This is a genomic window from Taklimakanibacter lacteus (assembly GCA_003576695.1).
GTDB lineage: Bacteria > Pseudomonadota > Alphaproteobacteria > Rhizobiales > Aestuariivirgaceae > Taklimakanibacter > Taklimakanibacter lacteus.
In genome coordinates, this window is sequence record QOZQ01000004.1 from 481671 (window position 1) to 495327 (window position 13657).

The following is a 13657-nucleotide window of genomic DNA, read 5'->3' on the forward strand; positions in this document are numbered from 1 at the left end:
TGAGTATTTGCCGAAGCCCCTCACTCGTCCCAGGTCAATACCAGCTTGCGCCAGAATGCGTTTGCCGGTGCTGGTGAAGACCCCTTCGGCAAACGGATTGCCAGGTTCAAATCGAAGGGGACTTTGGCCATTTGTCTGTTCTCAAGCACGATTTCGTGGAGCTGAAATTTCTCGGTTACCCGCTTCCAGCCGGAAAATTCATGACAGTTCCGCGGCGTCTCGGTACGCCAATCGGCGAGTTGATCCGGTCTGGTCAAAGCCATTGCAAACTCGAACGGTGAGGCCTCTTCATGGGCGATTTCCACATAGCCGATCAACCTGCGGGCAAAAGGCGGAAAGGAGTCGCTGAGTACGGCGACAACTGGTCCTTTTGTGTTCGGACGCAGAAAAATTCCTCCCTCGCGCGGGAAAAGCAAGGTTGGCAATGTCGAAGGGTGATTCGTGACAAGCTTCGCGTGGGCATAATCCTCGGGAGTGAATTCGCGTGCCCGCTGTCGTGTTTGCAGGACCCGACTGCGGGGCCTTGTCGTCTGTTCCGCACCGAGCAACCGCCGTAGTTTGATATTGGAGAAGCATGCTGTGGCGGACCGGCCTCCGTCGCGAGATACTGGTCTGACCGCGATGACAAGGTTCATGGCGGAAGAAGAGGGTTCAGAAAGCCGCGCCTCAACCTCTCGCGATTCGTTGGGAAGCGAAAGCAGGCACCAGCCGCTGCTTCCCGCCCCCGGCTTCCGGCCCGCGCCAGCAATGGCCAAAGCCGGGTCCAGGTTCATCGGTACGATCATGACCAAGATTTCTGCCGATTCGACTATTGGCTGGTCAAAAGCGACGGTGAGTGACACGCCAATGGTCGCAGGTGGACACCCGGCAGGGAGCGTCGCGACGGAAATTTGTCCTCTTGCCTCGAGATAGAGGCGGTCCGGATCGCTCTCCAGGTAGAACGAAGGAGACACATTCGGAGATCGCGGCGTGGGAACGGTGAACATGCGAAGATCCCGACCGCCTAACAGGGTTTCGTAAGGTACGCCGGAATTGAGTTCCGCCACGGCCTTCTCGATTTCTGAATCGCTCCTAAGCACCTTAACCGCATTGGCGAACGAGTCCTGCTGCTGGGATTGCGCAAGCAAGGACAGCGCCGTGCTCGGCCTCCCTTCCGAAGCCGCAATCCTGGCGAGCAGGTTCAGGGCTTCGTCCGATCCGGGTCTTAAATCACAAAGGTGAAGGAACTGCGCGTCCGAAGGTGAGAAACGCAAGTTGTCGCGAAGGCCATAAACTTCCGATCGACTGATATGCGCCGAGAACGCAAGATGATATAGATATTCAAGTCCTTTGAAGCCGTGCTTCTTGTAGGTCTCGAATGTCGGCAGCCGATTGTCGTACCAGTGGGAGTTGCGGAACATCCCGCGCGTACTGGAGCGGTACCAATAGAGAGGTTCCGGCACGACGCGAAGCTTCATATCCGCGAGAACGGCGCGAGCAAAGAACTCCCAGTCTTCCCCTGTCCGGCCAAATAGCTCGACCTGGTATCCTATCTTGTCAAAGACTTCCCGTCGGATCATGGCACTTGCGTCACCAAAGGAGTTCTCAATGAAGCCCAGGTCCAAGGAGCCGCCAAGTGTGATATATTGGATATAGCCGGCTTCTTCCCTGACCGGGATGGTTTCGCCGTAAAGAGTTCGGTGAAAGCATGTACAAATGTCCGCGCTCGAACTGGCCATCGAATGGACAAGCGTCGACACTGCCGATGTGAACAGTGCGTTGTCGTCGTCCAGAAACAGAACATAGTCTCCCTTGGCCGCGCGCACGCCGGTATTCCGCGCGGCGCCAAGATACTTGTTCTCTTCCCGCAGGATCTTCCAGCCTCGCTTCGTAAAGCTCGGCTCCAATGCATCCAGAGCCACCCGGGACTCCGCGAGCCTGCTTCCGTCATCAACGAGAATCAGCTCGAGATTCTCGTAGTCCTGCTGCTCCACCGACTTTACCGCCTGCAACAAATATTGCGGTCGGTCGTGATGGACCAGAACCACCGAGACCAGAGGCGACGTCGTGTTCTCCGGGGCCGAGCGTGGTTTCCTTTCGCCGGCGCCAGCGGCAACTGCATCAAGATGGCGTACCCAGTCGTCGCTGCTTGATCTCAGTGCAGCGCTGGGGACGATCTTCGGGGATCCCGTCGTGACGGCATCGATTATCTTCTGTGCCAACGAAGTGGGCGAAGGTTCGCAGAGGCTATCTGGGTGGCATTCCGGCGCCAAGATTTCCGGGATGCTTCCGACAGCCGTCGCAATGAATGGGAGTTGTGTCGAGACGCATCCGGTTACCCACATGTTTGTTGCCGATGCATAGGCCGGAAATACGGCCAATGCTTTCCGGGCATGCATGTATGCCAGACATTCTCTTGGGCTGACATGCGGCAGAAATTTCACTTCGAAAGGCCAGTTGCGGGCCCGTCTGAGCACCATCCCGCCACTGTGCTCACCCAAAATTTGGTCGAAGGACCCAACCACCGTGATCACGAGATCGTTTGGTACCTTGCCGGTCACTTTGTCGAGCGCGTCGCACAGGAGAGTCAGCCCCGTGTGATATTCGTGCCCAGCGCAGAAGACAAGCTCGGTTGCCCATTCGACCGGCTCACCGGGCCGCCGATCGGGCAGGAGCCACTCATTGGGCAATACGGGCATCATGACCACCGCGTCGGCGGGCAGTTTCCAATCCATGTGCTGCATCCAGGATAATACAGCTTTGGAAGTACAGATCAGGCTACCACATTGTTCAACGCAGTACCTCTCCATGTGAGCGCAAGCAACCTGCTCGACGTTGGTTAGAAACGACTTGTTAGATTCGGCCTTCCAGACGGTCGGGGATTGTACAATGACATGGAACTGGGGGGGATCCTTGTAGACACCCGTTTCGACTGCAAGAAGCGAGTAATATCCCAGTCCGCCCTCGAGCATGAAATAGACGGCATCGAACTGCTGCTCGCGAAGATAATGGTAGACGGCAATAGACTGTTTGGGGCGAGTGGTGCCTTCCGGCGCCAAGTCTCGGGATGGCGGCAGTAAAGCGAGATTGATCAAGGAGGTTTCAAAGAGAGACTTTCGGAACTCTTCGATTTCTTTCGCATTGTTGTCGACAAGGAGGGCGGGGTCAGGGACCCACACGAGGCTTACGATATCGCCTGTTGATGCGAACTTCTGGGCGATTCCCGCGATAGCAGCACTATTCTCGGTTCTGTCCCGACCGGGCAAACACGTTGCAACGATGCACAGTCTGATCGGCTTTCGAGCCGAAGTTTGCTCTTTGTCGGGATTTGCTGGTCTTGCCATAAGATTCTCTACAACGCCCCGGTCTCCTTTATAGGAGCGGAGATGTTGATCCAAGCTTACACATGTCTAGAAAATCCCCGGATGCTTAAGCAAACCGCGTATCCGGCCTTATAGATAGATTCTGTGAGTTGCGGGAGTGAATTCCTTGAGCCATGAAACCGCCACCCCGAAAATGTATTCAGGGTGGCGATCAACAACAGCTTGGATCAGCTTGGCTCCGCTTAACCCGCAGGTTTGCGTGACTTACTGGGCGTATCCGCCATCGCCAGGCCTGCCACGCTCTGTCGGGTCGCGGTCATCGCCCGAAAATTCATTCAACGCACCGAGGGCGAGGGCGTAGCAAGCTACGTCATTCTTATACTTTTTGGCCGGGTACTTATGAAGAAATTCTTCAAGGGCCTCGATCGTGTTCGCTTGCAAAGCGCGCTCACAAGCTCGTTGGACCTCTGCAAGTGTAACCTTTTTTGCCGCCTCAACGGGCTGCACATAGGATTGTGTAACACCCCCGAGCGCAAAAACACTCAGAGTCGCCAGCCAATATTTGATCGCCGTCATGATCTTCTCCGTCCAGGGACAACTCTACGAACAATTTTATCCTTCTGAGTAACCGTGTCCCAACGTCATTGTAGTCGAGATTGGCACAAGTCGTCAATCAATTTACTTATGACCGGTTTTGACGTATATTGGAATCAGTAAGTTAAATCAAAGAGTTAAGATAGAAAAGTCATCGCAGGAACTGACTGCTAATGTTAATGCTGCAACCGTTTTTCCTGCACTATCGTTAACGCCTGTTTGCTCGCCGAAACATCCTCCACGGTTTGGTTCCCTCTGCAGATCGGATCACAACTAAAAATTGTACGCCGGTCGTGCTGGGCTTACTGAGCTGGGCAAGCATAAACCGTGCCAATGATCTAGCAGGCCTATTGGCTGTTTTTGGGTGAGTCGGATCATTGCAGGGTATGTTCATCAACGACGAGTAGGGTGGCCCAAGAGAGGCGTTAATCATGGCGAATATACTTGTCACGGGTGGAGCCGGCTATGTCGGCAGCCATGCCTGCAAGTTGCTGGCATCAAAGGGAATGAGGCCGGTAACTTTTGATTCCCTCAGAAATGGACACAGGGAGGCCGTTCGCTGGGGCCCCCTGGTAATCGGCGATATCAGAGACAAGACGGCTGTTCGAAATGCCATCGTAGACTACAAGGTTGAGGCTGTGTTCCACTTTGCTGCTTTGGCCTATGTCGCAGATTCCGTAGCGCAACCGGATACCTACTATGATGTGAATGTAATCGGAACATTGAAGTTGCTTGAGGCAATGCGCGAGACATCGGTAAAACGACTAATTTTTTCAAGTAGTTGCGCGACATATGGTATCCCTGATGTGGTCCCGATCGATGAAGATCATCCGCAGCGCCCGATAAACCCGTATGGCAGAACCAAGCTGATCTGTGAGCAGATACTGGCCGACTATGCCAGGGCCTTCGGGTTCAGCCATGCCGTTCTCCGCTATTTCAACGCGGCAGGCTGTGATCCTGAAGGTGATTTGTTCGAAAAGCATGTTCCAGAGCCCCACCTCATTCCGAGAGCGCTCATGGCAGCCGCTGGCATCGGTCCCCCATTGCAAATTAACGGTAGTGACTATGAAACCCCGGACGGCACGGCAATCAGAGACTTTATACATGCCAGCGATCTCGCCACGGCACACTGGCTGGCCTTCGATCAGCTAAACAGGAATGCTGCTCCTATTGTCCTCAATCTTGGCACTGGTCGGGGATTCAGTGTCCGGCAGGTGATCGATATGGTGCAGCGGATAACCGGGCGGGCCGTGCCAACAAATCTTGGTCCGCGACGGCCGGGTGATCCGCCGGTTCTTATAGCTTCAACACGTCTCGCGGCTGAGGCAATCAGATTTCAGCCAGAATATTCCGATCTGGAAACGCTCATACTGACGGCCTGGAAAGGCATTCGGTCAATTTACTGACTGAAACGGGCTTGGCAGCCCCACGTAACTGCCAGGAGTGAATTAAGATAAGTTAAGTACATCGTGTGCCCGGATTGTGTATTGTCCGTCGCATGGCGCATGGAGATGGGCAATACTTCGGCGGCTTTGCGACCGGAGAGCATGCTCTAGCCAGGGTGATGCGAATGAGAATGCCGGCTCCAAGCTCGTTCACCATCGCCGCCAAAGAGTGACTAATCAGAGGTTTCGATGAATAGTTCGGGCGCTGGGGGATTGCTCGGTTTCAGTCTTTCGTTCTTGTTTGTTTGGATCAAACTGGGCACAGCTTTCTCGCGAATGGCCAAGCGGAAAGGAGTCAGGACAAACTTCGCGCTTGTGGGGGCTTTTCCCGTCTGGGCCCCGCTTTTCGGCTTGTGGCTTTTGGTCAGACCGGATGGCCGTCCGAAGTCCAGTGAATCCCGTTCGCCTGACGAAGCGCAGCCAGACTGATGACCCTGCCTAGGCGGCAGCTCTCCGCTTTGGAGAGACCTGGAGGAACAGCACGAAAGTATTGGCAATGGCTCGCGACAAGCTGTTCGCCTGCAGATGGTCCCAGGTTTGTCATTCCGGTTCGAGAATCTACTGATCGCGCCGAACCATCTCCAATATTTCGTCAGCAATCATTGCTGGCGGCCGATCGGAATCTATCGGGATCATACCTGACTTTTGACTGAAGGAGGTGAAATAGTCATTGTACTCAAACAGTCTGTTCAGTTCGGCCGAGTTGGTGATCCATCGCCTCGGCTCCCTCACCTGAAGGCGCTTAGCCAAAACCTCATTTTTGATGATCAAGACAAACATTCTGGTAAACCAAGAAAAGAAATCTCTTTCGTTGCTCGCTCCGCCGCATATGAACAAGGGGCCCGTGTCCTTTTCGTCCAAGATCGCTCGCATCCGATTCTTGTCCCAGCTCCATTCGTGCTCTCGCAGCCACTCAGCGCTGAGCGGGTAGACCGGTTTTTCAATTGCTCGTTCGCCAGTAGCGCGAACGCGCCAGCCACTCAGTGCCCGATCTGAATCGGTTTCAACGATCCTGGAACCACGAGATCTGAGTTCATGGCCGATCGTGGTCTTTCCTGAGCCGGAAACGCCGGAAATCAAGTAAATCGACATCTGTCAGACGATGCTTTCAGTTCTCCGCCTGGCCATCAATGACACCAGAACGACGAGCGCAAGGATGCCATATGCTCTCACAGTATACCGTGTCCACATTCCTGAAAGGAGCGAGAACACGAAATCATTTGCCAGAAACGCAAACCACAGGGTCAGCAATGTGGCACGAGAAGTTCTTTCAAGAATAGGGAAGAACACTATGCTCAGTGCCAGCGCTGCTCCGAGCAGGATCGTATTGGCGAAATATACGGGCTTGCAAAGTATCGGCGATGAGAGCCAGCCGAGACGGGCAAGGGTGCCGTGATCCTGATCAACGAGGAAATGTATGTGATGGTTCGACTCTTTCTTCTCGATGTAACCGGCGCCGAAGCACCGCGCCGGATCGTAAGCGCGAATCCAGTCGCTACCCGTGGCAAGCGCCAGCTGAAGCGGACGTTCCATCAGCGCGATCATGAAGAGCTTCTTGCCCAGGTCAGTAAATTCCGCGCGTGCAAGCCCGCCTGTGTGAACCCAACTCAAATCGCTGAACCAGACGTAATAGTCGTCGGCGTTGTAAACGTTGCCGTTCATAAGTTGCCTTTTTCCACAGATCGGGTGGCCAGGTTCCTCCTTGCAGAGCTGTTCAACCGTCTCGGGAATATCGTTCATCATTTTGGATGCCGTTATCGACCAGGCATAGGTCTCAGGGAAGGGCTTGCCGGAAACGATGAGGTTGGCAGTCATTAGTGTCGCTATACTGGCGGCCAGGCAACTGCCAACCACCAGGATCGCCCATCTCGGGGAGGGCCAAACAAGTGCGATAACGGGCAGGAGCAAGAGCAATATCGCGAGATTGGCGCCGTGGCCTGCGGCAGACAGTGCAACCATGACAAACACCGGCGTCCGCCAGCGGTGCAACAGGATTACCGTGCCGGCCACCTGGGTGAGTACCCAGATATCCGGCATGATAAAGGAAGCGAAAATGGGGACGCCGGCCGCGATCAGAAGCAAAGACAGCGCCGAGAGAGGAGGGGGACCGCCGAGGACGGTGTCGCAAAACTCCGTCACGAGGCAGGCAATCATCGCACTGGAAATGACCGGCAAAGCCCATGCACCGATCAACGCGTAAAGCGGCAAGGAAACCAGCCCTGGGACGGGCGACCTCATGGCGCTGATGCTGTCCAGCCAACCGGCATAGTCATCCGAATCCGGCGTGTACAGAGGAAACCCATTGGCAAGGGCTATGGACAGGCACAAGAAGAAGACAAGGAAGAAATCAATGGCGGTGCTGCGTGCCCGGCGGACGTCGGAGAACATCAACCCGTGCACCAGTCAGTGTCCCGGCCCATGCGAACCGTGAAAGACGACGTTTGTCTCACCGGACATACCTCCGAAGATTCCTTCTCTAAAATAGCCTTCCAGCATAAGCGCGCTGCCCCAAACCCTTGTCTCTTTTTCCCGCTTCTGCCCATTGCGGGGAACACCTTGACGTATCCATTCTTCCCATCAATGAGCAAAATAGGTGAGTCGGTGCAAGCGGGTGCCTAGGAGGCCAAATGCAAGGGAATTTCTGTAGGCCGGTCAACTGCCGGTCAACTAAAGGGCATCGTTCTTGCAGCTCGAAACGGATTTACACGGCTCGGAGTGTCGGATGGACATTGAACTGACCATATTGATCCCATGCCTCAATGAGGCAGAGACGCTGGCTACCTGTATCGGCAAATCGAAATTATTCCTAGAGATCAGCGGTATCACCGGTGAGGTGCTCGTCGCGGACAACGGCTCGACCGACGGCTCCCAGAAAATCGCTGCCGACATGGGCGCGCGCGTGATTTCCGTCCCAACCAAGGGGTACGGAGCGGCCCTATGGGCGGGAATCAAGGCTGCGAAGGGGAAGTTCGTCATCATGGGGGATGCTGATGATTCCTATGATTTTTCCAGCCTGTCCTTGTTCGTCGGGAAGCTTCGCGGAGGCGCTGATCTGGTGATGGGCAACAGGTTTCGCGGCGGAATCGCGCCCGGTGCGATGCCCTTCCTTCACCGGTATCTCGGCAATCCGGTCCTGAGTTTTTTGGGCAGGCTTTTCTTTGATATTCACATTGGAGATTTTCATTGTGGGTTGCGCGGTTTCGATCGCGAAAGAATGACCAGTCTCGAACTGCGTACCACCGGCATGGAGTTCGCGAGCGAGATGATTGTTCGTTCCGCTCTGGCTGGTTACAGGATCGAGGAGGTTCCTGCCACGCTTGCCAAGGACGGGCGATCGCGGCCCCCGCATTTACGGACATGGCGCGACGGTTGGCGGCATCTCAGCTTTCTTCTCGTATACAGCCCCAAGTGGCTGTTCCTCTATCCCGGACTCGCCATCATGCTGTTTGGTGTTCTGGTTGCCGGCCTGCTCCTGCCCGGCAAGATGAGGGTGGGAAGCGTGGATTTCGACATCCACACTTTTGCCGTCGGTTGCATATCGACGCTGGTCGGTGTGCAGGCAATAAGTTTTGCGGTGACCGCGAGACGCCTGGCGACTATCTACCGGATGCTTCCCCAAGTTCGCCGCTTCACGTCCGCTCTTGATGCCTTTACCCTTGAAAGAGTGCTTCTTGTCGCTTTGGTTTGCCTTGCGATTGGCTTGGCGGGCTTTGTCTGGTGCATTGTCTCGTGGATGTCCTTGGGGTTCGGCCCCATTCAATATTCCAGCATATTGCGTATCCTGCTCGTTTCGCTGACGGCGATTGCCATCGGAATACAATTGGCGCTGACCGGCTTCCTGAGTGCTATTCTGGAAATACCTGCGAAGATGATACCGCCGCGATCGACGCCGGAAAACGGCCCATGAGGAGCTTTATGTCCCTCCGACAGTCAGATTCCTTTGGGAGCACCGTCTGGAAGCTTGTGAAATTCATCTGGATAGGGGTGTTGGGAGCAACTCTCTATGCTGCGATAACCACGATAGCTGTCCGGCTGGGTGGAGAGCCGCAGCTTTCCAGCCTGCTTTCATACGGCCTTTTGGTTCCTTTCATCTACATGCTACACAGCCGCTTCTCGTTCGAATCGAAAGCTGCCCATCGAACGGCTTTTCCGCGGTATATCGTGGTTCAGGCGACCGCTCTTTCGCTCTCATTTTTGCTGCCGCCTCTACTCTCTCCCTTGTTTGGAGGAGCAAACGCAGTGCTTTTTATTGCGATCGCGGTTATCATCAGTGCCATGAATTTTCTCGCCAGCTTGATGTGGGCATTTGCGGCGCCGGGCAAGTAGCAAGCGAGTTAGTCGGCGTCAGATGGCGGATGACATGCCGCGCAAGGTTGCCGTGCGACGCGCGGTTGCTGAGTCCGGCTGATGTGCAGGCTCAACTTTACCCAATAATCCGTCGAAGTAGGCAATCGTGCGCCGGACACCGTCCTCGACTGCAATCGTCGGCCGCCAGCCGAGTTGCTCGGCGGCTCGCGATATGTCGGGTCGGCGCTGGCGCGGGTCATCTGTAGGCAGCGGCAGATGAATGATCTGCGAGCGTGAGCCGGTGAGGCCGAGGACGAGTTCCGCAAAGTCCCTGACCGTGAATTCCTCCGGGTTGCCAAGATTGATAGGACCCGTCACCTCATCAGGCGCATTTGTGAGACGGACGATGCCTTCGACGAGATCGTCGACATAGCAGAAGGACCTGGTCTGTGCGCCGGCACCGTATACGGTGAGTGGCTTGTTCTGCAGGGCAGCGACAATGAAGTTCGACACCACGCGCCCGTCATGGACCGCCATGCGCGGACCATAGGTGTTGAATATCCGCGCCACGCGGATTTTTACGCCATGGACGCGATTGTAGTCGAAGAACAAGGTCTCGGCGCAGCGCTTGCCTTCGTCATAGCAGGCGCGGGGGCCGATCGGATTGACATTGCCCCAGTCGGATTCGTGCTGGGGATGGTGCAGGGGATCGCCATAGATCTCCGACGTCGAGGCCTGGAAGACCACCGCCTCATGCTCGCGCGCGAGGTCGAGCACATTGATGGCGCCGATAACGCTGGTCTTGATCGTCTGGATGGGATCGGCCTGGTAGGCAGGCGGGGATGCCGGACAGGCGAGATTGTAGATCTGGTCGAACTTTTCCGAGAACGTCATCGGCTTGACGATATCGCTTTGAACCAGCGCGAAACGGTTGGTCTGCATCAGGTGCTGGATATTGGCGAGCGAGCCGGTGGCGAAATTGTCGACGCAGGTCACCCGATGGCCGTCACGGATGAGCCTGTCACAAAGATGCGAGCCGACGAAGCCGGCGCCGCCCAGCACGAGCATGTTGCCAATCCGGGGGGACGATTTCGGTTCTGAGGACCAGGGCGTTTCGGGAGTCTGGTGGTTGTCAGCCATAAGTGTGCGCTCGCCTATCGGTGTTTCGGACAAGACCCGTCCGGGGTCCTGGCTTGACGCCCTGCAAACGCCGTGCCTCAATTTCGCTGCGTAATGTTTTGATACGGCCCCGATGCCCTGCCGGTCTCCCGGCGGCTTGCACCTTTTTCGAGACAGGCACGTAGTCCGAATAACGACACGAATGCATGCACTTAGCCATCCAGCCGGAAATCTACGCTAGGGCAGGTCTATTATCTACTAAAAACTAAGTAAAATTCGACTCTTATTTCGCGTTTACAAATGGTTACCAGGCCGTCCGGTTTTGGAACATTCTCAATGATTTCAAATGAATGGGGACGCCACTCGCGAGAACGACCGGCGTCGGCCCTGGATCGGTTCCCTTAACCTTGCCAGGAAATTTCGCGGTTTCAGCCCGTGACGATCCGGCAGATCGCGAAGGGCGAGAGCGTCATGCGCGGGGAATCCAATCGAGACTTGCCGCTGTCCAGAAACTCGGGCTTCTCCGCCGCCCGGACAAAAGCCTGTTCATCCAGAGCAACGGAGCGACCGCCCACGAATTTCCGCCCGACATCGACCGTGACAGCCTCGCCTGAGAGATTGGCGAGCCATAATTCCGTCCGGCCGTCCTTGCGCCTGGCCGCAACCGCCTGGACATCGCGCGGCCGGCTGATCGTGGTGTCGAGGAGGTCCGCGCCTTTCAGACGAGCCAGCCCGCGCAGGACATGGAAAACCGGATAGAGCCCCTTGTGCCTGTCGAACCAGGCCTGCGGCCAGGCGCTCTTGCTATAGAGCACGCCGAATGGACCAGTGAGACCGCCGAGCGCTATGGAATCGGCGCCATGGCGGGAGAAATGGGCGAAATAGGCCAAGGCCCAGGCGGCGCCCAAGAGGCCACGCTGGCGCGGATCGTTGCGGTTCATCGCCTGGCGCACATCCTTCGGATTGGCTTGCGGGGCAGCGCCATAGGGATTGAAGCGCATGCCGATGGCGCTGGGGCCTACGGCGAAAGGTTTCGGCCCGATGAAGGCCTTGACGCTTTTCGCCATGGCGGGCAGCGCCTCGAGGCCTTCCGTCACCGAGCGGTCGTCACCCGCATGGACCAGCGATGAATTGGTGAAGGTGATGAAATCGGCATGCCCGGCGGGCGGGCGCTTGCGGTTGATCTCGGTGAAATAGCTCATCATGCCGCCACCGATGCGGGCACCCGGGAACAGCAGGCGGGCGAGCTTATAGATGTCGGAGAGCGGCGGGCAGGGCGGCCACCGGCCCGTCGGCTGCGTCGACTTCATGTCGGAGGCGGGCGACAGGAACACGCGGCTGAAGGGCGCTTTGAGCCGGGCCACAATTTTGGCGAGGCCTGCGATCTCGTCCTCAAAGCCCTCGACCCTGGTGACGACAGCCTCGAGCCAGGCTTCGGCCTTGAGCGCCTGCGCGACCTTCAGCATCGCCTTCAGGGATTTCCGGTCATGGCCGAGGCGCGTGTCATAGTGGCAGACGACATAGGCGGGCCTGATCCTGGCGAGGCTCGCGATCGCCCTGGCTGCGGAAGCGGCATCCTCAGGCGCCAGGCCCACGCCCAGAGGCGGCACAGGCCCCAGCTTCCGGCCCACCCTTATGGTGACGGGCTTCGCCTTGCCGCCTGCCGAAGGCGCCTTGCCCTCGATGCGCAGCGACACTTTCTGCGAAAGCTTCTCGCCGGCCTTCAGCGTGTAGGGCCAGGGCCTGGCCAGCGGGCGCACATAGGTCTTGTAGGAGGCATCCATCCAGTTGCGCTGGTCCTCCATCTCGTAGACATCGCCCTCCATGCGGCAGACGACCCTGGCGCCCGGCGCAAATTCATGGGTGATGGCGCGCATGTTCATGATCGGCTGGGAGGGCTGGATGAGATCGGGGAATCTCGTGTCGATCACCTTGCCGTCGGCCGTCTCGACGCGCGCCGCCTCGCCCGCGACACCGGCAATCGGATGCAGCACCACGAAGCCGGTGCGGTTGGTGACGAAATCGGTGGCCGCCGCACCCTGAGCCGAGAATTCAACCCGGCCATCGGCGGTGCCTTCGATCCTGGCGGAATAGCGAAAGGCCTGGTCCTTGTCCTTCGTCTCGGCGTCATAGCTGACGGCGAAGCTCTCGCCATCCTCCTCGACCAGGAGGTTGGAGAGGACCGGCGTATAGGTCGCCCAGTTCCTGTCGCGCACGATGAAGGAGATGGCGCGGATCATCTCGATGCCGCCATAGCGTATATAGCGCAGATTGCCGGCTTCGAACTCGGCCGAAAGTGCCCCGGCCTTCAGCAGGCGCGGCGGCTCCACCGGCTCTTCGGTGCCGAACAGCTTGATTGCGCGCGATGGCTGCTTCGAAGTCATGATGACCCTCTCTATTTCCGTCATCCCGGCGAAAGCCGGGATCCCCTGAATAAGCGCAAGCGGGCGGCGCTGTGCGCGTGGAATGAATTTAGTGGGTCCCGGCTTTCGCCGGGATGACGAACTTGAAGAGGGTGCGAAGTCAGCAGCATCCTACGACCCCAGCACCTTCCCGCTGTCCGGCTCGATCAGGATGAAATGGGCAAGATCGAAAGCGATGGCAATCCTGTCGCCGGGCTTGCCGGCATCATGGTCGTCGAGCGAAGTCATACCGGCCCTCTCCATGTTCCGTCATCCCGGCGCAAGCCGGGATCCCCTGAATAAGTGCAAGCGGGCGGGCTGCTCGCATTGAGAGAATTTAATGGGTCCCGGCTTTCGCCGGGATGACGAACTTGAGGAGGGTGCGAAGTCAGCAGCATCCTACGACCCCAATACCTTCCCGCTGTCCGGCTCGATCAGGATGAAATGGGCGAGATCGAAAGCGATGGCGATCCTGTCGCCGGGCTTTCCGGCATCATGGGCGTCGAGC

Annotated in this window: 9 protein-coding genes; 3 read left to right on the forward strand and 6 right to left on the reverse strand. The window is 57.1% G+C overall.

Annotated elements, in window-relative coordinates; translation table 11 throughout:
- Positions 1–20: 20 nt before the first annotated feature.
- Both DT068_RS10510 and DT068_RS10515 read right to left on the reverse strand, forming a co-directional pair.
- Positions 21–3323, reverse strand: a complete 3303-nt coding sequence (locus DT068_RS10510) for a DUF6212 domain-containing protein (RefSeq protein ID WP_119389761.1) — start codon at positions 3321–3323, stop codon at positions 21–23.
- A 243-nt stretch (positions 3324–3566) separates the two neighbouring features.
- On the reverse strand, positions 3567–3878 hold the full coding sequence (locus DT068_RS10515; RefSeq protein WP_119389762.1) for a hypothetical protein: 312 nt from the start codon (positions 3876–3878) through the stop codon (positions 3567–3569).
- 449 nt (positions 3879–4327) lie between these two features.
- Between DT068_RS10515 and galE the strand changes: the two genes are divergently transcribed.
- On the forward strand, positions 4328–5302 hold the full coding sequence (gene galE / locus DT068_RS10520; RefSeq protein WP_119389763.1) for a UDP-glucose 4-epimerase GalE: 975 nt from the start codon (positions 4328–4330) through the stop codon (positions 5300–5302).
- Positions 5303–5899: 597 nt separating this feature from the next.
- On the opposite strand, the gene DT068_RS10525 is transcribed toward galE, so the two are convergent.
- Together DT068_RS10525 and DT068_RS10530 are read right to left on the reverse strand one after the other, a co-directional pair.
- Positions 5900–6433: an AAA family ATPase gene (locus DT068_RS10525; RefSeq protein WP_119389764.1), complete on the reverse strand. Its 534-nt coding sequence runs from the start codon at positions 6431–6433 to the stop codon at positions 5900–5902.
- Between the two features lie 3 nt (positions 6434–6436).
- Positions 6437–7729, reverse strand: coding sequence for a hypothetical protein (locus tag DT068_RS10530; RefSeq protein ID WP_119389765.1), 1293 nt, complete (start codon positions 7727–7729; stop codon positions 6437–6439).
- A 334-nt stretch (positions 7730–8063) separates the two neighbouring features.
- Here DT068_RS10530 and DT068_RS10535 point away from each other — a divergent pair, with 334 nt between their 5' ends.
- Entirely contained in the window at positions 8064–9248 is a 1185-nt protein-coding gene (locus DT068_RS10535; RefSeq protein ID WP_119389766.1) for a glycosyltransferase family 2 protein, read from the forward strand.
- Between the two features lie 56 nt (positions 9249–9304).
- The gene (locus tag DT068_RS10540) at positions 9305–9667 is read left to right on the forward strand and encodes a GtrA family protein (protein WP_162914126.1); all 363 of its coding nucleotides are present in this window, start codon (positions 9305–9307) and stop codon (positions 9665–9667) included.
- 18 nt (positions 9668–9685) lie between these two features.
- On the opposite strand, the gene DT068_RS10545 is transcribed toward DT068_RS10540, so the two are convergent.
- Positions 9686–10696 carry a UDP-glucuronic acid decarboxylase family protein gene (locus tag DT068_RS10545; protein ID WP_368904622.1) on the reverse strand — a complete coding sequence of 337 codons (1011 nt, stop codon included), beginning with the start codon at positions 10694–10696 and terminating at the stop codon, positions 9686–9688.
- 479 nt (positions 10697–11175) lie between these two features.
- On the reverse strand, positions 11176–13131 hold the full coding sequence (locus DT068_RS10550) for a D-apionate lactonase family protein (RefSeq protein ID WP_119389769.1): 1956 nt from the start codon (positions 13129–13131) through the stop codon (positions 11176–11178).
- Positions 13132–13657: the final 526 nt, after the last annotated feature.

Excerpts from the sequence above, each read along its gene's own strand:
- DT068_RS10510 (WP_119389761.1), bottom strand. The coding sequence starts at position 3,323 with ATGGCAAGACCAGCAAATCCCGACAAAGAGCAAACTTCGGCTCGAAAG.
- DT068_RS10515 (WP_119389762.1), bottom strand. The coding sequence starts at position 3,878 with ATGACGGCGATCAAATATTGGCTGGCGACTCTGAGTGTTTTTGCGCTC.
- galE (WP_119389763.1), top strand. The coding sequence starts at position 4,328 with ATGGCGAATATACTTGTCACGGGTGGAGCCGGCTATGTCGGCAGCCAT.
- DT068_RS10525 (WP_119389764.1), bottom strand. The coding sequence starts at position 6,433 with ATGTCGATTTACTTGATTTCCGGCGTTTCCGGCTCAGGAAAGACCACG.
- DT068_RS10530 (WP_119389765.1), bottom strand. The coding sequence starts at position 7,729 with ATGTTCTCCGACGTCCGCCGGGCACGCAGCACCGCCATTGATTTCTTC.
- DT068_RS10535 (WP_119389766.1), top strand. The coding sequence starts at position 8,064 with ATGGACATTGAACTGACCATATTGATCCCATGCCTCAATGAGGCAGAG.
- DT068_RS10545 (WP_368904622.1), bottom strand. The coding sequence starts at position 10,696 with ATGCTCGTGCTGGGCGGCGCCGGCTTCGTCGGCTCGCATCTTTGTGAC.
- DT068_RS10550 (WP_119389769.1), bottom strand. The coding sequence starts at position 13,131 with ATGACTTCGAAGCAGCCATCGCGCGCAATCAAGCTGTTCGGCACCGAA.